This window comes from Aurantibacter sp., assembly GCF_039941195.1.
Taxonomy (GTDB): domain Bacteria; phylum Bacteroidota; class Bacteroidia; order Flavobacteriales; family Flavobacteriaceae; genus Aurantibacter_A.
This window is the reverse complement of record NZ_JBDVFA010000037.1, coordinates 1-25,046: the sequence shown is the minus strand read 5'-3', so window position 1 is coordinate 25,046 and position 25,046 is coordinate 1. Positions and strand designations below refer to the sequence as shown.

16 protein-coding genes and 1 pseudogene are annotated in these 25,046 nt (G+C 33.7%); 10 read left to right on the top strand and 7 right to left on the bottom strand.

The annotated features are described in order from the left end of the window. Positions 1 to 226: 226 nt before the first annotated feature. The 4 genes from ABJF52_RS07015 to ABJF52_RS07000 all read left to right on the top strand — a co-directional run bounded on the left by ABJF52_RS07015 (position 227) and on the right by ABJF52_RS07000 (position 5,616). The gene (locus ABJF52_RS07015) at positions 227 to 1,084 is read left to right on the top strand and encodes an alpha/beta hydrolase (protein WP_348148306.1); all 858 of its coding nucleotides are present in this window, start codon (positions 227 to 229) and stop codon (positions 1,082 to 1,084) included. Positions 1,085 to 1,238: 154 nt separating this feature from the next. Next, on the top strand, positions 1,239 to 2,273 hold the full coding sequence (locus tag ABJF52_RS07010) for a serine hydrolase domain-containing protein (protein ID WP_348148303.1): 1,035 nt from the start codon (positions 1,239 to 1,241) through the stop codon (positions 2,271 to 2,273). A gap of 109 nt (positions 2,274 to 2,382) precedes the next feature. Next, positions 2,383 to 3,354, top strand: a complete 972-nt coding sequence (locus tag ABJF52_RS07005) for an NAD(P)-dependent alcohol dehydrogenase (protein WP_348148300.1) — start codon at positions 2,383 to 2,385, stop codon at positions 3,352 to 3,354. 342 nt (positions 3,355 to 3,696) lie between these two features. After that, positions 3,697 to 5,616 (top strand): beta-galactosidase, encoded by a 1,920-nt coding sequence (locus ABJF52_RS07000; RefSeq protein WP_348148298.1) that lies wholly within the window; start codon positions 3,697 to 3,699, stop codon positions 5,614 to 5,616. 34 nt (positions 5,617 to 5,650) lie between these two features. On the opposite strand, the gene ABJF52_RS06995 is transcribed toward ABJF52_RS07000, so the two are convergent. From ABJF52_RS06995 to ABJF52_RS06965, 7 genes are all read right to left on the bottom strand, one after another. Next, positions 5,651 to 6,520 carry a DUF808 domain-containing protein gene (locus ABJF52_RS06995; RefSeq protein ID WP_348148295.1) on the bottom strand — a complete coding sequence of 290 codons (870 nt, stop codon included), beginning with the start codon at positions 6,518 to 6,520 and terminating at the stop codon, positions 5,651 to 5,653. 193 nt (positions 6,521 to 6,713) lie between these two features. After that, positions 6,714 to 8,642, bottom strand: a complete 1,929-nt coding sequence (locus ABJF52_RS06990; RefSeq protein ID WP_348148292.1) for an FAD-dependent oxidoreductase — start codon at positions 8,640 to 8,642, stop codon at positions 6,714 to 6,716. Positions 8,643 to 8,656: 14 nt separating this feature from the next. Next, positions 8,657 to 9,763, bottom strand: coding sequence for a hypothetical protein (locus ABJF52_RS06985; RefSeq protein ID WP_348148289.1), 1,107 nt, complete (start codon positions 9,761 to 9,763; stop codon positions 8,657 to 8,659). Positions 9,764 to 9,921: 158 nt separating this feature from the next. Next, complete coding sequence (locus ABJF52_RS06980; RefSeq protein ID WP_348148286.1) at positions 9,922 to 11,241, bottom strand: ATP-dependent 6-phosphofructokinase; 1,320 nt, start codon at positions 11,239 to 11,241, stop codon at positions 9,922 to 9,924. A gap of 185 nt (positions 11,242 to 11,426) precedes the next feature. After that, positions 11,427 to 13,058 (bottom strand): phosphoenolpyruvate carboxykinase (ATP), encoded by a 1,632-nt coding sequence (gene pckA, locus ABJF52_RS06975; protein WP_348148283.1) that lies wholly within the window; start codon positions 13,056 to 13,058, stop codon positions 11,427 to 11,429. Positions 13,059 to 13,082: 24 nt separating this feature from the next. Further along, on the bottom strand, positions 13,083 to 14,918 hold the full coding sequence (locus ABJF52_RS06970; protein ID WP_348148280.1) for an SLC13 family permease: 1,836 nt from the start codon (positions 14,916 to 14,918) through the stop codon (positions 13,083 to 13,085). A 20-nt stretch (positions 14,919 to 14,938) separates the two neighbouring features. After that, complete coding sequence (locus ABJF52_RS06965) at positions 14,939 to 15,718, bottom strand: universal stress protein (RefSeq protein WP_348148277.1); 780 nt, start codon at positions 15,716 to 15,718, stop codon at positions 14,939 to 14,941. A gap of 227 nt (positions 15,719 to 15,945) precedes the next feature. Between ABJF52_RS06965 and ABJF52_RS06960 the strand changes: the two genes are divergently transcribed. The 6 genes and pseudogenes from ABJF52_RS06960 to ABJF52_RS06935 form a co-directional block, all read left to right on the top strand. Next, positions 15,946 to 16,680, top strand: coding sequence for a DUF2490 domain-containing protein (locus ABJF52_RS06960; protein WP_348148274.1), 735 nt, complete (start codon positions 15,946 to 15,948; stop codon positions 16,678 to 16,680). Between the two features lie 146 nt (positions 16,681 to 16,826). Continuing rightward, positions 16,827 to 19,190, top strand: a complete 2,364-nt coding sequence (locus ABJF52_RS06955; RefSeq protein ID WP_348148272.1) for a right-handed parallel beta-helix repeat-containing protein — start codon at positions 16,827 to 16,829, stop codon at positions 19,188 to 19,190. A gap of 242 nt (positions 19,191 to 19,432) precedes the next feature. Further along, positions 19,433 to 20,008 carry an RNA polymerase sigma-70 factor gene (locus ABJF52_RS06950; RefSeq protein WP_348148269.1) on the top strand — a complete coding sequence of 192 codons (576 nt, stop codon included), beginning with the start codon at positions 19,433 to 19,435 and terminating at the stop codon, positions 20,006 to 20,008. Between the two features lie 258 nt (positions 20,009 to 20,266). Next, entirely contained in the window at positions 20,267 to 21,397 is a 1,131-nt protein-coding gene (locus ABJF52_RS06945; RefSeq protein ID WP_348148266.1) for a FecR domain-containing protein, read from the top strand. 89 nt (positions 21,398 to 21,486) lie between these two features. Continuing rightward, positions 21,487 to 24,798: a TonB-dependent receptor gene (locus ABJF52_RS06940; protein ID WP_348148264.1), complete on the top strand. Its 3,312-nt coding sequence runs from the start codon at positions 21,487 to 21,489 to the stop codon at positions 24,796 to 24,798. 11 nt (positions 24,799 to 24,809) lie between these two features. Then, positions 24,810 to 25,046, top strand: a pseudogene (locus ABJF52_RS06935) (hypothetical protein); the annotation flags it as partial.

Here is a 25,046-nt window from a genome sequence, read left to right as displayed (position 1 = left end):
AACGTTTTTATTACAACAATAAGAAAAAATAAACCAGCGAAAAAAGAATATCGCTGAAGCATTGCCGTGACCATACTTGCCCTATTTTTAATTGGGGCGATTTTGTATATGCCTTTTAGTGACAATAGTACACTTATAGCTTTTGATGTTGTTTCTCATGTCATTAGCTCATCATTTGCCTAGTAGATTTAGAAGACTAAAATTTATATATATTTATTGTTAAGCTATGAATTCATTATTTAAATCAGAGAAAGGGAAAGCGGAAATTATCCAATTGTATGACCAAAAATTGGAAGAGCTTAAAATAGATTACATCTACCTTAATATTGATACTAGTTATGGAACCACTAATATTATTACCACAGGGAAAGACTCAAATCCGCCAATATTTTTAATTCATGGCTCCAATGGTTGTGCTCCCATAGCTCTAGAAACATATGCTGGTTTAAGTTCTAAGTTTAAACTTTATGCCATAGATGTTTTAGCTCAACCAAATAAGAGTGCTGAAACAAGATTGAGTATGAATGATGAGTCATACGGAAAATGGATTATTGAAATTATAGATGCTCTCAATATTGAAAATGTGACTTTGGCAGGATTTTCTTTTGGCGGTTTAATTATTTTAAAAACACTTGAATTTGATGAAAGCAAAATCAAAGAAGTTTTTCTATCTGCACCAGCATATATTGTAAATGGGAATCCAATTAAGGCTTTATTCAAGTTTTTTATACCAATGAAGCGTTTTATGAAAACGAAAAAAACAAAATATGTTGAAAAATTCTTAGCAGAAGTTTTTACAGAACCTGATGATTTTGCCATCAATTATTTATCAAAAGTATTTGTATATTTTAATATGGATTTTACTCCGGTGCCATTAATTAGTTCAACAAAAGCCAATGCTATTAAAACACCAATATCCATTTTTGCAGCAGCGAATGATATCGTTTTTCCTGGTCCTAAAATGATTAAAAGAGCAAAAAAGATATTTCCATCTTTAAAAAAAATTCAATTAATTGAAAATTCTAAACATGTTCAAAATAGAATTCAAAATGAGCTTATTGCGAACGATATATTGCAGCAATAATAAAATTACGGGGGTATAATATAACAGACAAACACGAGGAAAAATATCCTTGAATGTAAGAGTGTTGGTCTTTTTAAAAATAGTTAGTATTAGCGTAAAACGAATATTTATAAGTTTAAACTAATCTAGAGTAAAGTAAATAATACTAAAAAATATGAAGAAGCGAACAAAAAATATTCTTAGAATATTATTTATTAGTGCTAGTATAGGTTCTTTATGGTTCGTGCCATGGATCTTAGTGAAAGCATGGATATTACCATTGCCAGATACTGTTCAAGAACAAGTAGATGAGGCAATTGGACATGGGTTTGATGGAATGATTGTTTATGTGGATGAAGGAGGAAAGCCACCTGCCTATTATACTGGAGGTTGGAAAAATAGAGAAGAAAAAATTCCTACAGATTATGAATCATTATTCAAAATTGCTAGTATCAGTAAGTTGTATGTAGCCGTTGCCATTACTAAATTGGTTAATGACAAACGATTGTCTTTGAATCAATCCTTGGCGGATTATTTTCCTGAACTAGTAGGGAGAATTGAGAATGCAGAAGAGATAACAGTAAAATTAATGGTGCAACACCGAAGCGGTATTCCCAATTTCACCGATAATCCCAAGTATTGGGAAAACGAACAGGAAAATGGTAAAAAAGCTTTAGAATTCGCTCTTGATCTGCCTGCTAGTTTTGAACCGGACAAGGCATATGGATATTCGAATACGAATTATTTATTGCTTCGCCAGATAATCGAAAAAGTAATAGGGTATAACCATGAACAGTATATTAAAGAGGAAATTCTGATTCCCCTTGGTTTAAACAAGACTTTCTTTTCACTTGATGAAGTCGAATTGGATGATGTGATGAGTGGCTATTATGTTGGTTATGATGAAGATTTTAAGGCTAGAGAATATGGGATGTTGGCTACAGCAGAGGATGTTGGCATATTTCTTAGAGCATTGAACGACGGTTCTGTATTCAAAGAAGGGGAACAGGAAATTTATTCCTCCATCTATAAGTACGAACATGGTGGTCTAGTAGTTGGCTATCAGAGTCTCGCAGAATACCATGAAGACATCGATACCGTGGTCGTACAATTCATAAATACAACCGATTTTGAAGGTTACGAATGGAACTTATCTGAAATCGTAATTAATCGTATTGTGAAAATTTTGAGAAAATCTAAAGAATCATAACAAACGATATTAGTACTACTACTCGATACTTTTAATTAGTACTGATTTTCAAAACAGAACGATTCGTTATCAAGTGTCTCATACTTTTGAGGCATAATAAAACGAAAAGATGAAAGCAATTATAACTACGAAATACGGGTCGCCAGATGTCTTAGAATTACGAGATATCGAAAAACCTATTCCAAAAGATAACGAAGTGCTTATAAAGATTTATGCAGCGACTATTACTACAGCCGAAACAATGATGCGAACTGGGTATCCATTAATCGGTAGATTATTCATGGGAGTTACCAAGCCAAAACATGCAGTTTCAGGAAGTGGGTTTTCAGGGGAGGTAGAAGCGATTGGTAAAGGTGTGAAATTATTTAAAATAGGAGATGCTGTATTTGGTGAATCACTTTCTCATTTTGGAACTCACGCAGAATATGTTTGTATTAAGGAGGATGGAATAATTGCTCTAAAGCCTGATAATATCTCACATGAACAAGCAGCGGTTGTTGGTGATGGATATGTAACATCTTTAAATTTTCTCAAGAATCTTGCAAAAATTAAACGGGGACAGCGCATTCTAATAATTGGTGCTTCTGGTAGTCTGGGCACCGCGGCAGTGCAGCTCGCAAAACATTTTGGAGGTATTGTTACAGGGGTATGTAGTACTCGAAACCTGGATTTAGTAAAATCTTTAGGAGCAGATAATGTAATTGACTACACTCAAGGAGATTTTACCAAAAACGGAGTGCTATACGATGTTATTTATGATACGTTGGGTAAAAGTTCATTTGCGAAATGTAAAACATCATTGACTGAAAATGGCGCTTATATTTCGCCAGTACTTAGTGTTACACTTCTTTTTCAAATGATAAAAACATCTGTTTTCGGTGTAAAAAAAGCAATTTTTTCCGCAACAGGAACACTACCAATTGCAACAATTAAAAGTTTTCTAAATGAAATAAAAGAGTTGATGACTGCAGGACAATTAAATGCTGTAATAGATAAACGTTATGCTATGGAGCAAATAGTTGAGGCGCATCGCTATATAGAAACAGGAAGAAAAAAGGGCAATGTTGTAATGTCTATTTAGAACTTAGCGGTAATTATTATTTTCATTCATTAATCAATTTCATCAATCATTAAAAGGATAAACTTTAATCAAGTTTATCCTTTTTGTTTCATTCATCCTTAGTCTTTATTTAACTTAAAATCTTTTCCTATTTTTTTAGAAGATGATATTATTTCTATGTACTATTAGATTAAATTAATTGTTCTAACGTCATAGATTCGCCTATAATGTTTGAGCTCGAATTTTAGTTTTATTTCGAATTAGTAATCGAATACTAGTGAAAAATTTACTTTTTAAATATAAGATTTGTTCAACATGCAAATTCATTTTAGGTGCTATCATTTATTTCTTCTAGGATTTTTTATGCTACAGTTTACCGTTTCGGCACAGTCGAAAGCTAAAGTAAGTTTAAAGAATAGTAGTCCATCGTTACTAATTGATGGTAAGAATTATCCTCCATTTGCCTATATGTCCTATTTAGGCGAAAAGGAATATTACAAAGAAATAGCAGCTTCAGGTGTTCATATTTATAATATACCAGCTTACTTAGCAGATGGAGGAATTAATACTATATCTGGAATTGGTGCATTTAGATCTCCAATCTGGATTGGTGAAGAAAATTATGATTTTTCAAGTTTAGTTTTGGATTTTGAGAAAATTATTAAGGCCGACAAAAAAGCCAAAGTTGTTATTCGGTTTTACCTCGATCCTCCAGAATGGTGGACATCAAAAAACCCTGAAGCCTCTGCTCAATTAGCAGACGGAAGTACTTTTCGTCAGTGCTTCTCTTCTGAATTATGGAAAATTGAAACAGGAAAGGTATTGCGTGATTGTCTTAATTGGGTGTTACATTCTAAGTACGCTAAGTATTTGATAGGGATACATGTTGCGAGTGGTTTTACTGAAGAATGGTTTTATCATCCCAAACAATATCAAGATCAAAATAGTGCAAGAGTGGATGGTTTTAGACAATGGTTAAAAGAAAAATACAAGAGCAATAGTGAATTACAGAAATCATGGAATAATCCTACTGTGACACTTGAAAATGCACAATTGGCAAATGTTGATGAATCAACCAATAATAATACATGGCGTGACCCAAATAAGGATATTATTTATATAGATACCTATCGATATCTGGCAGAGGTATTGGTTGACAATATTATTTATTTCAGCAAAATTGTTAAAGATGCCAGTAATGGTGATTTATTAACAGGTGCTTTTTCTGGATATCATTATTTCGTAGGTGATGCTCGAAGAGGTCATGGAGCTTTAGCTAAATTATTAAAATCACCGTATATAGATTATTTGTCAAGTCCGAATGTATATAATCGCGTTTTGGGTGAAGACTGGGCGCCGATGTTGGCAATTAATTCTGTACAGCTACATGGAAAATTATGGCTTGCTGAAAATGATACTCGCACTTCAATTACAACCTTACTAAAAGATCAATCGGAAGGTATCGCGCCTCCTGGACAATATGAATCGGGTGTTTGGTTAGGACCTGAGGATATAGAAACTTCGGTGTCCCTCTTGTGGAAAAACACAGCTCGAATGCTTGCCTATGGTTATGGTGGTTGGTGGTTTGATATGTGGGGTGGATGGTTTAGTAATCCACAACTTTTAAATGTAATTGAGGAAACACAAAAATTGAGTGCATTTTCGAACTTAAAAATTGATTCGAAAATGAAAGCTCAAGTAGGTGTAGTGGTTGATGAAGAACTTTGTTTTTGGGACCCCACTTACGGTAGACTAACAGAAAATATTTTGTCAAATAGGTATCCGCTTGCCAAAACAGGGAACTCCTATGATTTATTTCTCAGAACGGATATAAATGATATGCCAATCCCACAGTATAAAGTGATTTGGTTAATGGGTGTGTTGAATTTAAAAAAAGATGAAATAAAAAAAATACAGGAATGGAATAACTTGGATATAACTGTGCTGTGGACAAATGGAAGAGGAACAGAGATATTTGAACCAAATGGCAATCAAATTTTTATGGAAGATATGTTTAAATGGTCGGCCGTTGAGTTAGGAAATCTATGGGCAAAAGCCGGAGTCCACCGCTATATACAAACTGATGATGTTTTTTACATTGGCAGAAATTGGATTAGTATACATAGTGTAGCGGGAGGAAAACGAGAAGTTGATTTTCCATATTATGCACAAGTAATAGATCCAATAAATAACGAGATATTGTCCGAATCAACCAAACAGTTAGAGTTAAATATAAAGCCAAAATCTACTGTATTATTACGTGTGTCTCCGTTGAAAAATTAAGTCAATTATGATAAATGAATTGAGCAATATTTGGTTAATTTTTTGGAAGTAATTTTTTAACTCCCTTGTATACTAGAAAAACCAAAAACCCTATGATTAGTCCGACTAAAAATTCTATAATAATATTGGGTACACCCGGAATAATATGATGTAAAAAAGGAATGTTGTGAACAAAAATACCGCCAGAAACTAGGAGTAATGCAATTGTACCAATTACGGATAATGATTTAATTACTTTAGGTAAAGCGTTTACAAAAAGTCTTCCAATTTTATCAGAAATACTATTGTCTTCCTCATTAAAATTTATAAGTCGGAATCCAAAGTCGTCCATTCGCACAATTAATGCAACTATTCCGTAAACACCAATAGTAGCAATAAGAGCGACAACAGATACTACTGCTATTTGATTGATTAATGGTTCTTCGATAACAGTGCCTAATGCAATAATTACAATTTCAACAGATAAGATAAAATCAGTAACAATAGCAGATTTTATTTTTGCTTTTTCCATTTCAAGAATTTCCGCTTCACTCTTAACCATGGCGTCTGTAATTGCATGTTCTTCGGTATGTGGAACGAAGAACTCATAAATTTTTTCAGCACCTTCGAAAGCTAAATAAAGCCCACCTAAAATAAGAGCTAAGGTAACTGCCCAAGGTAAAAATGCACTTAATAAAAAAGCAATTGGTAATATTATTAATTTATTTAAAAGCGAACCTTTAGTAATCGCCCATAAAACAGGAAGCTCTCGTTTAGAAACAAAGCCTGATGCTTTTTCAGCATTAACAGCTAAATCATCACCAAGTATGCCAGCAGTTTTTTTTGTTGCAATTTTGCTCATCGCGGCAACATCATCTAATAAAGTAGCTATATCATCAAGTATAGCAAAAAATCCTGAGGCCATTTTTTAGTTTTAAGACCCAAAAATAATTAATGATATTGAACTTTTTGGTGCTATTTCATACAAAAGGTTATCGTAATAAAAATATTCTCAAATGAGCAATTTGAATTTAAAATGTAAAAATGCTATAGAAAATTGTTTCTTACTGGTATTCGTACAACCAATTATTTAGACGCTTCTAGTTTTGAGTTATTTACTAATAACATCGAATTTCGAAGATTTTAGCCATAGCATCACCATTTGTTCTATGAATGTCTATTCGCACTTTATCGGTTTTAATTGGTTCAAAGTTATGTACTTGTCGTCGTAAATAATTATTTTCTATTTTGGCAATGCTAATGTTTTTATTATTTATTACAGTACTTATTGTATAATCCGCGATTGTCTCGGGTTGCGGTCCTCTTACTTGATCTTTATATACCCAGTCTTGAGGTGATAGGCGTAAAAATCTATTTAGTCCGGTATCAAAAGTAATCTGAATCATTTTTAAATTGATTGGTTTTTTCCAGCGTAGTTCAATCCATGCACCATTACTGTCCATTTTACCCTTCCATTCATGTAAATTTCCGTCATTAATATCTCTATTAATTCCATCTGTAACATTTGCAGCCAATGAATTTTCTACCTCGGAAGAAGCTTTTAATGTCGCTTTTTTTGCTAAATCATTTTCATCTTCATTTCTAACTTCCAAAATGGGCTGATCTTGTAGTAGTAAAATCTGTTGTAATTTGGCCATGCGTTTTTTATCATTACCAAGTATGGTTGGCAAAATAGCATTGGTTTTACAATACGCCATTGCCGTGCCTATGGCTTGTCCTAAACCAGCGCATGTGGCCATAACCCGAGTTGAAGAGAGTGCTACATGTGAAACACTTATATTTCTACCGGCCATTAAAAGATTACTTACATTTTTACTATACAGCGATCGGAAAGGAATTGAATATGGGCCTTTTAACGGAATAGAAACATAAGGTACTTCTCCTGTTGTATCCATTCCGCCTGGTGGGTGATCATCTAGTGGCCATCCACCGTAGGCAACTCGGTCATAAAAAGATTTTGCTGATTGAATGTCCTCTTGTTTCATTATATAATCGCCGACAATCCTTCGGCTTTCCCTTTTTCCAGGAATCATTCCTACCCATGATAGTGCCCAATTTGCCGACTCCGGGTGATTTTCAGAGTTCTTAATATAATCCCAGACTCCAAACAATACGGCTAGCAAATCATGACGATTTTGTTGTCCATCGCGAACAATATCAATTTCACCTCCTAATTCTAGCCACCAATATCCATATTCATATGAACCGATATTTCTATGGATGAAGTCTTTTGTTGTGTATTTTCTGGCCCATACTGGGGGAGTGTATGGCATTTTTTTATCCCATTTTGTAGCGGTAAATAGGAGACTATTACCCATTGTTTTTTGATCGGCGACATCTACGGCCAAAGATTCGCCCCATTCCGTTTTACTTTCCCGTCCACGCATATATTCTGCTCCTGATTCTACAGCCAAAGTTCCATCTCCTGTACAGTCAGCAAAAAAATCAGCTGTAATTTCTGAGATTTCTTCTGTTGCTGAACAAATGGCTTGAACTTTTTTTATTTGTCCGTTTTCAACCTCACTATTGTATAAAACAGTATCTAATAATAGGGTGATGTTTTTTTCGGAAATTACTTTATCGTACAATACAAAATCCCACATTTCATAACATCTTTGCGGATTATCGTTAGCTTCAGTTAAAACGAGTTCTTCCAGTATACCGGTTTCTCTCCAAACCTGATTTAATTGACTAGCACCGGAAATATGCATTCTAATTTCGCTGCTAGCGTTACCACCCAAACGCGAACGATCTTGTACTAAAACTACTTTAGAACCATTTCTAGCGGCAGCCAGGGCAGCACATAAACCAGCCATGCCTCCACCAGCAATCATAACATCACACTTATATTGTTTCTTTTTGTAGGGACTATTATCCAATTTAAAATCACCTTTTGAATGGTCTGAAATGTTAGCATCTAAATTAGATGTACCACTTTTATTATCATTACCGTACAAGGTGGTAATATTTGTAATCATGGCACCAGTACCGATACCTATAGTTTTAATAAATTCCCTCTTTTTCATAGCGTACGTAATAATTAATTCGTTAGGTGGTAATTTTTCAATTTATTGGAAATGTCCTTATATTCTTTTCCTTTGGCATCGAGAATGCGATAGACTGATTTCGATAAGGTCGAATCACTTGTGTTTAGAAGCTTAGACAACTCATATAATATTTCGTACGAAATACTATCTTTATCTATAAGTTTTAAGGCCTTTTTTTGTTGATTAATATCAAGAATTTTTAATTGAGAAATTAATACCTTCTGATTTGAGTTATATAGAGTATGTGTGTTGAGTCTATTGAGTATTTCGTTTTGCATTTTAAAATCTACTTTGCTTAGTAGCTTAATTAAGCTTTTTTGATGAACAGGTATTTTCCAAATACTATCGCCTAATTTATCAATGGCAAAATAGGGTACATATGAATCCCCATTCGAAATCAAATTAATTATTTCAGGAACAAATTTCGTATCGTCATCGGTTATTTTGTTCAAAGCATAAAACTGTTGGTTGAAATTGTCAGACCTCATCATGTCTTTAATCAATTTATCATTCAAAATGGATTCTGTATATTCTTTTATATTATGGGCTACCTGACCATTTACAATATGCCACAAAGTATAAGAGCTATATACGGCACCACTAACAATAGCAGTTTTTAAAGGTGGGTACGTCGCACTTGCTACAGCATCCAAAACAGCTTCTGAAGCAATAGTTTTTGTTTTGTCTACTAAATCTTCAACATTGTAATTTTTTAATAAAGAATGTTTGTCTGATAATATTTCCTTTAATTTAATATGGTCGGAAGATGTCAATTGTTCATGGTCAAATTTTGTTAATGGGTCTTCAGCTGATTCTTCATAAGACAGAAAATTACCTAATAGGTCCCAATAAATATCTAGGGTTATGATATAGCACAGTCCTTCTTCACATACAGGTGTAATAACGTTCGCATAATATTTTAAGGGATCCGAGTTAACATTATAGACTAAATACATGTCAATAGAAACGGAATCATTCAATATAGTAGTGAATACTTTTTTGTCTGTATTTGCTTTTTGATTTCCTTTAAAAGACGTGAAAGAAAAACAAATGAAACCGAGAAATAATAAGGTCAGTATTACGAAACATTCTTTCTTCATAACCATGTCCACTATTATAAAAATCTATTTTAGGTGAATTATAACTTTCAATCTGATAAACTAAAATAATAAGTTTGATTTGTATTTTTAGGTAATTGGTAGTATTTAACAGTAAGTGGAGTGGTTAGTAACAATAGAAGTAGATGGATTGTTACTATTTATTTCATGGTATAGGATTGTCCTGTACTTTGAATAACAGCAAACCAAAACTCACTTTCTAAATCAATTTTTTTTCTATTATTTACAACTGCGGGAATGGGTAAGTAAACGAATTTGCCATTAACCATACCTACAACAAATCTGGTTTTTCCTGCCATGGCACCGTGAACAGCATGATAAGCTAACCTACTACAAAAAACGCTATCGCTAGCATTCGCAGCTGCACTTCTTATGATGTAACTAGGGTCGATATATTTTATCGTAACTTCTTGATTGTTTTTTTTGAAGTATTTTGAAATTTCATCTTTTAAGAAAATACCAATATCGTTATGTTTTATATTCCCGGAAGCATCTTTGATAATATTTTTTTGATTTTTTATTAAAGATTGCCCTGCACCTTCTGCTACAACAATTACAGCGTGGTGTTTTTGGTCTAATCGTTTTTTTAATAATTGAAGTAAACCATTCTCACCTTCTAAGTTAAAGTCCATTTCGGGTACAAGTACAAAATTTACTACGGGTTTAGAAAGTGCTGCAGAAGCAGCTATAAAACCACTATCTCTGCCCATTAATTTTACTATTGCAATGCCGTTGTAGGCACCCATTGCTTCATTGTGTGCATCACGTAATATTGGGGTAGCCACATCGAATGATGTTTCAAAACCAAAAGATTTATCAATAAGGTCTATGTCATTGTCGATAGTTTTTGGTATTCCAACAACACTGATGTTTAAACCTCTTTTTGCTATCTCCATTCCAATAGCATTGGTGCCTTTTAAAGTCCCATCACCTCCAATGGTAAATAGAATATTTATTTTGTTATCGACCAAGGTGTCGACCATTACTTCAACTCGTTGTGCGCCTCGAGAAGAACCTAAAATGGTACCACCAAACTCATGTATGTCTTTTACTTTATCTGGTGTCAGTTGAATAAATCCTCTTTCTTTTTCAGGGTTTAAGCCTTCGTAGCCATAGGGGATGCCAATTATATCCTCTACTCCGTAGAAATAGTGCAGGGCCATAACAATGCTTCTTATAACATTGTTTATTCCTGGGCAAAGTCCACCACAAGTTACTATGGCAGCTCTTACGTTTTTTGGCTCAAAAAATAAATTTTCCCTTGGGCCTGCTTTTTCAAAACAAACTGGATCACTATTTTCTTCTTTACTCTTATTAAATCCTTTTAATGAAAGATTGTTCAAAACTCGTTCGTCATCAGGTATAAAATTATAAATATTATCACCTTGAATTTTACTAAGCCCAAGCGGTGATTTAATTAGTGCTTCTCCAAGTGATATTATTGTAAAATTCTTTTCCATAAATAATTTAATATACGGATATTCGGACCGAATCTAATTTATAAGCCTCAAATAAGCTTAATTAGCTAACTAAAAATAGTTATTCGTAATTAAAACATTTGAGGCGAATAAATAAAGTTTTACATTTTACTAAAAAAGTAAAAACAGCAGCATTTTTATGATAAAAGTCTAATTATTTTTCTTTTTTACATGTGATCTAATACCTGATGAGAATCAATAAGTGGTCCACCATTCATAATGTCATTAGAAGCTTGATCGATAAATTTATCAAAGTTCAAATGAAATGAGTGAGCTAATTGAATTGCTTTACTGATATAAGCACCTTTTTGCAACCAGGTGTTCATAGGGTCCAGCATTTCTGTAGGTACATCATGACAATATTTAGGCATATGAAGTCCGAAAATTGGATGTTGGTCATAATCAACATCGTTTAAATTTCCATTCATTGCTTGCGTTATCATAGCTCTGGTATACTTCAATTTAATTCGTGAACCAACACCATAAGGGCCGCCGCTCCATCCTGTATTAATTAACCAGACATTTACTCCAGCTTCGGTCATTTTTTTACTTAACATTTCTGCGTATGCTGTTGGGTGTAATGGCATAAATGGTTCTCCAAAACAAGCTGAAAATGAAGGTACTGGCTCTGTTATGCCAGCTTCGGTCCCTGCAACTTTAGCGGTGTAACCAGAAATAAAATGGTAAGCAGCTTGCCCAGGTGTTAGTTTAGATATCGGAGGTAACACACCAAAAGCATCACAAGTTAAAAAGAAAATGTTCTTAGGATTTCCTGCGTATGATGGTTGAACAATATTATCGATATGATGAATCGGATAACTAACTCTTGTATTTTGGGTTATGGAAGTATCCGCAAAATCAACTTCTTTTGTACCTTCTTTAAAAACAACATTTTCTAACATTGCTCCTGGACGAATAGCACGAAATATATCCGGCTCTTTTTCTTCTGTTAAGTCAATGACTTTAGCATAGCATCCACCTTCAAAATTGAAAATTATATTCTCTGCTGTCCAACCATGTTCATCATCACCAATTAGTTTTCTATTAGGGTCGGCAGATAAAGTAGTTTTACCTGTACCTGATAAACCAAAGAAAATTGCCGTTTCTCCATCTTCACCAACATTAGCTGAGCAGTGCATCGGCAGTACATTTCTTTCTATCGGAAGAATAAGGTTAAGAGCACTAAATATACCTTTTTTCATTTCGCCGGTATATGCAGAACCACCAATTAAAGCTACCTTCTTTGTAAAATCTAAAATTGAAAAATTGCCTTGTCGTATTCCAAATTCCGAAGGATTAGGAGCTTCGTATCCTGGTGCACATAGTACAAGCCAATCTTCCGAAAAATCAGCTATCTCTGAATCTTCAAGTCTTAAAAACATATTATTTACGAAATAATTCGACCAAGGAAATTCAGTAATAGTGCGAACGTTTAAACGATATTCCGGAGCAGCACCAACATAACCATCGTGCACATAAATTTCTTTATTAGAAAGATAGTTAACCACTTCATCATATAATTTCTCAAAATTTTCTGGCGCAATGGCTTTGTTTGTACGATTCCAAAAAACTTTATCTTTTGTATAGTCGTCTTTTACTAAAAAACGATCTTGTGGCGATCTACCAGTAAATTTTCCGGTGTTTACACAAAGGGTTCCATTTTCTGTTACGGTGCCCATTCCCTTTTCTAGGGTAATTTTTTGCAAAGTTTCCGCGTCCAGATTCCAGTGAGCTGTAGCTTCTGTTATACCGTATTTTTCAAGGTTGGTAACATTGGGTTTTCTCGATAGAATTTCCATAATTTTTAATTTTTGAGTTACTATTTAAAATGGCCAAATTAATGGCACTAATACTATTGTTGTAATAAAGAATAAGAAGAGTAGTGGTCCACCAACTCTTACATAATCCATGAATTTATATCCGCCTGCAGCCATTACCATTGCATTGGTAGTAGTACCTACAGGAGTTAAAAAAGCAGTTGAAGCGGAGACGGCTACTACAATCATAAAAGGCTTAGGGGAAACACCTAACGACGAGGCAGCAATTAACGCTATAGGAGCCATGAGCACGGCAGTAGCCGAGTTATTTATTGTTTGACTAAAAGCTGTAGTAAGTAAAAAGATACCACCCAACAACATAATAGGACTTATGGAGCCTAGATAATCCACTAGGTTGTTTGCTGCCCATTGTGCGATTCCTGTTTTTTGCAATGCAGTACCCATAGGTATCATAGCAGCAATCATCACAACACTGGTCCAGCTAATTCCTTTGTATGCCTTGGAGATTGGTACACAGCCTGTTAGCATTAAGATGCCTGCACATACCAAGGCTGCAATAGCTCCTGGTAACAATTTAAATACTAAAAGCACAATCATTAAAAGCAATGTTGCTAATGCTATATATGATTTTGAAGTAAGCTGATCTACATTTTTTGCCATTGCTTCAGGACTACCAGAGATAACCACATGTTCATATTCCTGTTGTAAATCTTCAATAGCATCCCAAGATCCACGAATGATAAAAGCATCCCCCGGTTTTATAGTTACTTCTTTTGCTACTAATGGACCATTATTTCGTGATAACCCTAAGAGTTGAATCTTACTATTTAAGTAGCTGCCAAGAAGCATTTTTCGACCAACAAAAGCGGAGTTCGGTGTAATGAGCATTTGAGATAATCCTACTTCTTGATTAATTAGTTCATCTTTTAATTCGTTATCTGTGTGCTCAAAAGGAATAATCCCTAATTTGTATTTCAACATTAACGCATCTACTTCATTCGGTTCTCCTTTTACAGTTATGATATCGTGGTAGCGCATTTCTGTATCAGGTTTCGGGAATTCAACAAATTCAGGAATTCGCTTTAGTTTATTTGGGTGTCTGCGGCGTAAACGAAGGATGGTCACTTTTGAAACGTCTTCAAAATTCCATTCGCCAATTTTTGTATTGATAAAAGGCGACATCGAGCGAATCCGAAAGCGGTACATGTTATCTCCAATGCTATAATTTTCAATCCATTTATGCATTTCCGAATCAATATTTATAGGACGGTCTTTTGTTTTGTTAGAAGGAAGTAACTTATATCCTATATATCTAAAGTATAGTAGGGCTATAAGTAATAATGGCAATCCAATTAAACCAAATTCGAAAAAAGAAAACCCTTCCATGCCCGACTCTACTAAAACGTTGCTAGCAATAATATTAGGAGGCGTACCGGTTAATGTGAGTAACCCTCCAGTATTAGAACTAAAAGCTATAGGCATTAACAATTTAGAAGGTAGTGTAGCTGCATTCCAAGCAGCCGAAACAGTTACTGGCAACAAGGCTGCTATTGTGCCTGTATTGCTCACAAAACCAGATAGCACACTAGAACCAAACGTTACAATTATTAATAATCTGGGAATGCTATTTCCTGCCCACTCCACAAATTTTCTACCGGCTAAAGCCGTCCATCCAGTACGCGATAAACCTTCACCAATAATAAATAGTGCGGCAATCATTATTACCGTCGGGTTACTAAAGCCACTTAGGGTTTCTTTTAAATCGAGTATTCCCATTAAGAAAAGGGTTAGCATCGATAAAATTGCAACTACATCTGGAGGATATTTTCCCCAAATAAAAAGAACAATAGTAATGGTTAGAATGATGGATACGGTTAACAATATGCTAGAATTTGGATTGGTTATTCAATTGTTAGAACAGGAACATTAGCCTTTAATACTAATTCTTTAGTAAGCAAGCCGTCAGATGGTGCAGCATTTTTTGTATGATTTCGTGGAAGGATAGCAATCATATCAATATCATGTTTTTCTACATATGAGAAAATCCCATCTACGACATCTGTATTTTCAATAAAAGTATGTTCGCTGTAAAAATTTTCTAAATAATACATGAGCGTATTTTCATTCTTCTCATCATTTTTAGAATAGCCAAATGTTCCTGGTGTATTTTGAATGGTTAGTACATGAACTTTAGCATTAAACTTTTGACAAATACCTAATAAAGTATTTAAAGAATTGGGTTTGTCAATTTCATTTTTACCTAATACTAGACTAATATTCTTGACGGTTTCTTTTTCAGAATTTTCTGGTATTACCAGAACCGGACAACTTGCATCCTTAACCAATATAGCGGTTTGAGAAAGCTCTTTCTCATCTGATGATCCAGAGGTTCCCATAATAATTAAATCGGCCTTTTTTTCTTGTTGAGCTTCAATGATAATATTGGTAACAGCACCATCCCATCCTAAAGTCCAGCGCATAGGTACTTTAAGTTTACTTTTATATTCTTCGCATAGTGCCTCATACGTAGCCCGCATCTTTTTTTCATCAGGATTATCAGATACATGTATAAGGTCAATTTTTATTTCGGCGTTCCCGATAAAATCAATTGCATAATCTAGAGCTCTTTTAGCGCTATCGGAAAAATCATAAGGAACCAATATTTTAGAAATCGTATTCATAAGAAATTAGGTGTTAAGGTTTCAACTATTTTCTTCAAAAGTATATGCGCATACGATTTTATAATATGACAACGGTCATGTTTGACTATTTAGATTCCAATGCGAACATCATTTAACCTTTTATTAAACAATAGTTCCTTAAAGTTTATTCAAGAGCTGTTTTTTATCATATTTTATACTGTTTATTTTTTAAAAACTTGCGGGGTATTTAAGTCACAGTTTTTAAAATGATAAAATTTATAGTACCAAACGGAAGTTTTTGTGAGCTGAAAAAAGTTGTTAGAGTTTCTCTTGTGATTTTATGTTTAATGTTAACTAGTTTTAATTATGGTCAAAAAGATCGTGAAAGTATAGTAGGGTCGTGGGTTGTTATTTCAGGAAATAACAAAATTTCGAATCGCTTAAGTATTCCTACGGTAGGTATTTTGAGGCATTATAAGATGTTCGAAAATTATGAGTTTTCATTTTTTAGAACAGGCCTTACATATAAGGTAAATAACAATTTTTATGTTTCTGGTGGTGCGGCATATTTAGATTCTGATCCTTATGTTGAAAGTGCAACGGCAATGCCAAATAGGCAAATATGGATATACGAGGAAGTGACTTATTTGTCAAAAATTAAAAAAGTATCCATTTCGAATAGAGTACGTTTAGAATCGAGATGGATTAGTAATTCAGAAAACATATATGTAAATGATCGAATTAGATACAGATTACAAGGTAAATTTCCGTTAACTGAAAATTTTTACTTGAAATCTTACAACGAGATTTTTATTAATTTAAAATCGCCTTATTTTAATCAGAATAGATTTTTCTGTGGATTAGGTTATCGTTTTTCAAAAAATTTGCTGTTGGATATAGGTTACTTAAATAACCATTTCGATAGTGGTAATTACGACCGTTTGAGAATGGCAGTTTACTTTAAAACTGATTTTACCAAAAAGAAGTTGAGTAGAAAATAAGGTTATTCTACTTTCAATATTTCGCTACAAAAATAATTCAACATCTATTTATTAGATTAAAATTCTTTTAAATTGAATATCTTCCATCTGAGATTTTTAAAAAGTCTCAATTTTCATCAATATACATTAAGTTTAAAATTTTAAAAATGAACTCTAGGGTAAAGCATTTGTTTTGCGTGTTTGTAATTTTTCTATTTCAAAGCTGTGATAATAAAAAGGAAGTTATAGAAATTCAAGTAAACAAAGCGGCAACTAATTCTGCGGAGTATTCTTTTAAAACGATTGAAGAGGCCTTACAAGCTGCAAAAAAGATTCGTGAAAACGATAACGAAAGCCCTTTGGTTATTAATCTAACAAACGAAAATTATTACCTAAAAGCTCCTATACTAATTACTCCAGAATTAAATGGGCTACATATTAAAAGTGATGGGAATGTAACAATAAAAGGATCTCAAAAACTAGATTTAGCATGGACGAAAAAAGATGAAAATTTATGGCAAGCTAAACTGCCAGATAGCATTGAGTTCGATCAGTTATTTGTAAACAATAAAAAGCAAAATTTAGCTCGGTATCCAAATTACAATGAAGACGGCGGGCATTGGCAAGGTCATGCTGCAGATGCTATTTCACCTGAACGTATTAAAACATGGTCAAATCCTGTAGGTGCTATTTTTCATGTAATGCATACAGGAGAGTGGGGAGGTTTTCATTTTGAGGTATCTGGAGTAGATGAAAATGGGGAAGCCATTTTAAAAGGAGGTCATCAAAACAATCGTAAAAGTGCAGGAATACATGAAAATTATCGCATGGTTGAAAATGTTTACGAAGAACTAGATAGCACTGGAGAATGGTTTTTTAATAGAAGTAATCGCATTTTATATTATTGGCCATTAGAAGAGGAAAATATTGCTGAAAGTGTTTTTGAAGGGGTTCGATTAAAGAATTTAATTACTGTAAAAGGAAGTGAGGAAAATCCAGTAACGAACATCGTAATTGAAGGTATAAACTTTGAACATGCTCAACGAACTATAAATGAAAAATATGAACCTTTATTACGTAGCGATTGGACCATTTATAGAGGAGGGGCAGTATTAATTGAAGGTTCTGAGCAAGTGGAAATAAAGGATTGTACGTTTACAAATTTGGGAGGAAATGCAATTTTTGTTAGTAATTATAACCGAAATGCAACTATAGTAGGCAACCATATTTACAATTGCGGTGCATCTGGTGTTAGCTTTGTTGGGAGTCCTAGCGCAGTTCGCTCACCTTCGTTTCAATACCGGGAGTTTGTTGCATTTTCAAAACTAGATACCATTAAAGGTCCGCTTAATAATAAGTATCCAAGTAAGTGTTTCGTAGATAATAATTTAATATATCGAATTGGTAGATTAGAAAAACAAACTGCAGGTGTCGAAATTTCCATGGCTATGGATATTACGGTTAGCAATAATAGTGTTTATGAAGTCCCAAGAGCAGGAATTAATATAAGTGAAGGAACATGGGGCGGTCATGTAATTGAATATAATGATGTCTTTAAAACTGTTTTGGAATCTGGCGATCATGGGGCCTTTAATTCCTGGGGGAGGGATCGATTTTGGCATCCAGATAGACCTACTATGGATAGTTTAGCAATGGAAAATCCAACTATGCCTTTGTGGGATGCTGTGCATACGACCATCATCCGAAATAATCGATTCAAATGTGAACATGGTTGGGATATAGATTTGGATGATGGATCAAGTAATTATAAAATTTATAATAATGTATGCTTAAATGGGGGCCTAAAACTGAGAGAAGGTTTCTATAGAACAGTTGAGAATAATATTATGATTAATAATGGTTTTCATCCGCATGTTTGGTTTAAAAATAGTGGCGATATTTTTAGAAGAAATATTGTTATGACAGATCATAAAGATATTCGACTGCACGCATGGGGTAAAGAAGTAGATTATAATCTTTTTCCAGATGCCGAATCCCTTACCGAAGCACATGAAAATGGGACTGACAAGCATAGTGTGTATGGTAATCCAAATTTTATTGATCCTTTAAACGGAGATTATACCGTAGCAGAAGATTCACCTGCATATACTATCGGATTTAAGAATTTTTCTATGGATAGTTTTGGAGTAAAAAAACCAAGTCTTCGTAAATTGTCCAAGCAACCTTTACTGCCAAAATTATGGTCTCTTTCTGATGAAAAAGTAGGTGGAAATAAAACAGTAAATTGGTTAGGTGGTAATTTTAAAAATATAGAATCGCTGGCCGATAGATCTGCTTTTGGTCTGAGTAAAACCTCCGGAGTTTTGCTAACAGAAATTGACGAGAAAAGTATTTTATCTTATTCAGAAATGGAGTTGGGTGATGTTATAATTTCAGCAGAAGAAAATGAGGTTGAAACTATTTATGATTTATTAAAGGTGGTACAGGAACATCAGTGGAAAGGAGTTGTGAATATAACTATTTTTAGAAATCAAAAAAGTACTGTGGTAAAAGTTAAGACCAAAAAATAAAGGTTTTTGATTTTCTTGTTATTTCTTTTTATGAGTTTAGCAATCCTAATTATTTAAAGTATTTTAAGCGAAGTTAGGGTGCTTAAAATAAAGTGGGAATAAATGTAAAAGTTTGATGTTTTTACAATTTATTTCTGCTCTTTATGAGCTACAGTTTTTAATTAGGTAATTACGGTATTAATATTATTTGTATGTTTATGTTGTCAAATTAATATATTCAACTCAACTTATTAAACAACTTAATGACTGCTCAGCTCAATGATTGTGATTTATTAAAACTTATAGCTCAAGATAATGTTCCAGCATTCGAGACTATATATGACAGATATTCTAAAAGCATGTTTCTTTTTGCGATGAACATTTTTAAAAAGAGAGAAATTTGCGAAGATATAGTTCAAAATGTGTTTATAGACTTTTGGACGAAACGAAAAGAAGTAGAGGTTAAACAATTGAAACCTTATCTTTTTCAAGCGGTGAAATATCAAATTTTCAATCAACTTAGAAATCGTAAAATTTCGGATGAAGATTTAACAAGACTTACAATTGTTGATATTTCCATGAGCATTACACAAAAATTGGAATTTGATGAGCTACAGGAGTTAATAAACATTCAAGTAAATAAACTTCCTACGAGGTGTCAGCAGATTTTTGTGCTCAGTCGATTTCAGCACATGTCAAATAAAGAAATAGCATCCGAACTAGGCATTTCTGTACAGGCGGTAAAAAATCAAATTTCAAAAGCACTTTCCTTTTTAAGAAAGAACATCGTTTTAGAAGAGGGAGTTTTATATCTTATTTTTTTCGCAACTACTTTTTAGCCTTCTATTCTCTTATATACATTAATCTATATTAAATCTAAAATGTTCGCTAATAGCATTTTAGGGAGATTTTAGGTTAGTACAGGTGTATTATTAAATTGACATTTAATTGTAAATTATCTGATATAATATCAATATAAAGCACTATTAATTACCAAATATTCAAAAAAAGTTAACATTGGACGTGTACCTTTTTTGGTTTTTGGGTACTTATTTATAACGACACTATTTACGGCCATAATTGTAATTAACTATTTGATGAACAAAAAACAAGCAAAGCAACTTTTTGATAAGTATTTAAAAAATGAGTGTTCAGTTCAAGAAATTGAGATGCTTGATAAGTATTTGCAATCATACCAAGATAAAGAAAGGCTATGGTCTGAGTTAAGGTATGATGAAGAAATTAAGGATCAATTATGGATGAAAATTAAGTCCGACATTGATTCCAAAGGTGAAGAAAATAGATTTTCAATAAAGCAATACTTAAAATACGCTGCTGTTTTTATTGGATTAGTTGGAAGTTTTTTATGGTATCAATCATATACTAAAGAAGAAATACCTAGTACTAATGCGGTTTCGGATGCCGAAGTGATTTTAAAAACGTCGAATAATGCTGTAAAAAATATAAGCTCGGATGCTGAACAAGATTTATTTGACAAAGAAGGTAAAGTTATTGGTAAGCAAAAAGGAAATCAATTAATATACAATGACAATGAACAATTACAGGAATTAGTATTTAATGAGTTAATTGTCCCTGATGGTAAGAAATTTGAAATTACACTTTCTGATGGCACATTGGTACATATGAATTCTCGGTCTACGCTTAAATATCCCGTAAACTTTATTACTGGAGAAGAAAGACAAGTGTTCTTACAAGGGGAAGCATATTTTGAAGTTGCAAAAGATTCATTAACACGTTTTCTTGTGACTACAGATGAAATCGAAATTGAAGTATTGGGCACACATTTTAGTGTGAGTTCTTATGATGGAGCTAAACCGTATGCACTATTAGCAGAAGGAAGTGTCGCTGTACATCATCAGAAAAATGATTTACGAAAACCTACTATTATACTCCCTGGAGAAATAGCAACTTTGGATCAAAATGCTATTTCAGTTGATAAGGTGAATATACATGACTATTTAAGTTGGCGTGAAGGCCGTTTGACTTTTACTAACGAATCATTTGTAAATATAGTTAGTAAAATAGAGCGCCATTTCGGAGTGTCGATTGAGAATAATTATACGGATATCAACGAGGTGAAATTCAGAGGTGAATTTAAACAAGAAGAAACCATAACTGACATATTAAATACATTTCAAGAAAGCGCAGGTTTCGAATATAAAATAGTTGACAATAAAATAATGATAGACCCTATGGAAGATAAGTAACTTAAAAAAAGTCGAGAAACGCGGCAACGTTTCCCGACCAATATAAATTTTAACCAGATACAATTAACTAATTAAAACCAAACAAAATTATGCAAAAAAAGCATTGGTTTCTCCTATTTATGGGAAGAATACTTAATAAAAACCGAACAATGAAGCTTTCCTTTCTTTTGTTTGCCTTGGCACTTTTCAATCTACATGCCAATTCTTATGCGCAAAACAAGAAAATATCATTGGAAGCAAATGATGAATCTATTGAAAGTGTTTTAGAGAAAATTGAATCCCAAAGCAAGTTCAATTTTTTCTATAAAACTGAAGAAATTGATGTCAATAGAAAGGTAACAATTAAAGTGACAGACACTTCAATTAAGGAAATTCTACAACTTCTTTTTGAGAATCAGAATGTGTCTTATAAAGTTATAAAGAGGCAAATAGTACTAAAGAGTTTTTCTATAGCCATGCAAACATCAAACGTCGTTGGCGAAAAACTCTCAAACGTTCAATTCTCAATTTCAGGAAAAGTTACAGATGATAATGGTCAACCCCTACCGGGTGCTAACATAATTGAAAAAGGAACGACCAATGGTACTCAGACTGATTTTGATGGTAATTATACCATAAGTTTGGAAGGTGAAGCACCTGTGTTGATTTTCTCTTATTTAGGGTTTCAAAGTCAGGAGAAAGTGGTATACCAAACTTCGGTCATCGATATCCAAATGTTACCGGACTCACAGGGTCTAGAGGAAGTTGTAATTATTGGATATGGAGTCACCAGTAAAAGCAGTCAAACAGGTGCGATTGAATCTTTAAAAGGTGAAAAATTATTAGAACCTTCTTCCGCGGTAATTTCTGAAGGTTTGATTGGTAAAATGGCTGGTGTAGATATCTCCAGTTCTACATATTCAGGAGAACAGCCAAATATTACCATTAGAGGGGTTCGATCTCTTAATGCTTCTAATAGTCCTTTGGTAATTGTTGATGGTGTACCCGGGAGTCTGGCTACTATTAGTCCTTATGATATAAAATCGATTGAAGTTTTGAAAGATGCTTCATCTGCAGCTGTATTCGGAACTCGAGCGGCCAATGGTGTAATATTGGTTACTACTAAGCGGGCTCCAAATACCAAATATTCTGTTAGCTATAATACTTCTATAGGTATTAATAAACCCAATTTAGTCAACATGATGTCTGGTGAAGAATATGCTCAATTTAGACGTGATGGTGTTCGATTTAATAATGGCTGGGCATCAGGTGAACCTACAAATGATGCGGTTTTCTTCCCTGAAGAAATTGAAACGATTGATTCAGGACAATATAATGACTGGCAAGATTTATTTTTTCGTGATGGATGGGTTCAACAACATAATTTTAATTTAGGATATAAAGAGGCAAAAACATCATTTACTCTTTCAGGTACATTGATGAATGATAAAGGGTATATTCCAACCAATGAATTTACAAAGGATAATTTAAATTTCTCCATTGATCATAGTTTATCCGACAAATTAGATTTTGGCGCCACCTTACGTTACACTAGAAATAAGCTTGAAGGCTTGGCAACCCCTAGCAATGCAGAACTTTTCTTTATGAATCCCTTTAGTAATCCTTATGATGATAACGGTGATTTAATCGATTTTCCTTCTGCCGTAGAAGGTGCGGCGTATAATATTTTAGCGAATACAAGATCTAATGTTTATGAGGATTTTAGGGTAGAAAAAACGAAAGAATATTTATTCTTTTTGAATTATCGACCCTTTAAAGGTTTAAGTATTAAACCGACAATTGGGATACGAGATCGAAACTCAGAGGAAAATCGTTTCTATGGGAGTAAATCTTTTGAAAGAAGTAATAAGGTAAATGAAGCAAGGAAATTTAATAGTACTCTAAATAATAATACGTTTAACGTTGTAGCGAACTATCATCATGATATCGATGATCATTCTTTCGATATTGACGGTATTTTCGAAACAGTATCATGGAAATCAGAAAGCACGGAAGCTTTTGGTAGAAATCAACCTGTTGAGGCAACTGGCTATAATAGATTAGAATCTAGCACAGAAGATGTACGCATAGCAAGTAATTTTACAAAATGGAATTTAGCCTCTTTGGTTGGTAGGGTACGTTATAATTATAAAAACAAGTACTTATTAAATGCTTCTATTAGACGCGATGGATCAAGTAGGTTATCCGATGGAAGAAAATGGTCAAATTTTCCTGGTGTTTCTGCTGCCTGGAGATTAAGTGAAGAGGAATTTGTTTCTAATGACTTTGTTAACAACCTTAAATTAAGAGCTTCTTATGGTTCCGTTGGAAATACATCTGTGGATCCTTATTCGACCCTGCCATCCTTATCGCCTCTACAATATAGTTTTGATGAAATGGGTGCTTACTATTATAACCCAAGTTCATCTCTTTCCAATCCTAATTTAGGTTGGGAAATTTCAAAGACAATAGATTTTGGACTTGATGTTGGTTTATTAAATAATAGAATTAAACTAACCGTTGATGTTTATAGAACAAATACAAATGATGTCATTTTAGCACGAAACCTGCCCATACTATCCGGCTATACTTCAACAACCCAAAACATTGCAGAAACTCAAAATGAAGGTCTTGAGGTGTCATTGGGATTTGTTCCCGTTCAAACTGATAATGTAACTTGGTCATTTGACGTCAACTACGCAAATAATCAACAGGAAATCTTAAAACTAACAGGAGATACCGATCGAATTATCAATGGTGCCGAAAATTCCTTAATTGTAGGACAACCATTAAATATCATTTACGACTATGAGTTTGATGGAATTTGGCAGACCGACGAAGTAGATGAAGCCGCTGAATATGGCGAAATACCAGGCATGATTAAACTCAAAGATCAAAATGATAATGGTAATATTAGTCCTGAAGATGATAGACGAGTTCTTGGTCAGTTAATGCCAAAACATATACTTGGTTTCACCACATCTTTAAGATATAAAAATTTCGATTTGTTGGTCAACGCCAATGCGCGGTGGGGATATTTAATTTCATCTGATACTTTTGGATCCGATTTGTCATTTTCTGGATCAAGATGGTTGCCCAATATTAATTATTGGACACCTGATAATCCATCGAATCAATACCCCGCTGCCAATGCTGGCGCTAACTTGTACAATAATCAACAGGTTTTGAATTATATGTCAGGAGACTTTTTTAGAGTGCGTCAAATAACTCTAGGTTATGATCTTGGCGAAGCATTTTCTAAGTTTTCCCCAATAAATCGCGTTAGGGCTTATGTACAAGTAAATAATCCGTTTTTTCTTTATAAAGCGGCTAATAAGGACGTTCATCCAGAGGCTCCTGACCTTCAGCGGACCATCCCATTTACAATGCTATTTGGTATGAATATTAACCTTAACCTTTAAACTATAATATTATGAAACTTTATAAATTAATTTTACTAATTGTAGTATTGATTGCATTTACAGGGTGTGAAGATTATTTGGAAGAGGAACCAAAAGGTGAAATTACTTCAATATATGCTGAGACTCCTGACGGAATAACAAGTTTGGTCAATTCTCTTTATTCATATAATCGAGATTTAGCCGTAAATATGTTGTACACAGGGGCAGCAGGTACTGATATTTGGACAATGGCAGTAAATCAAGCAACA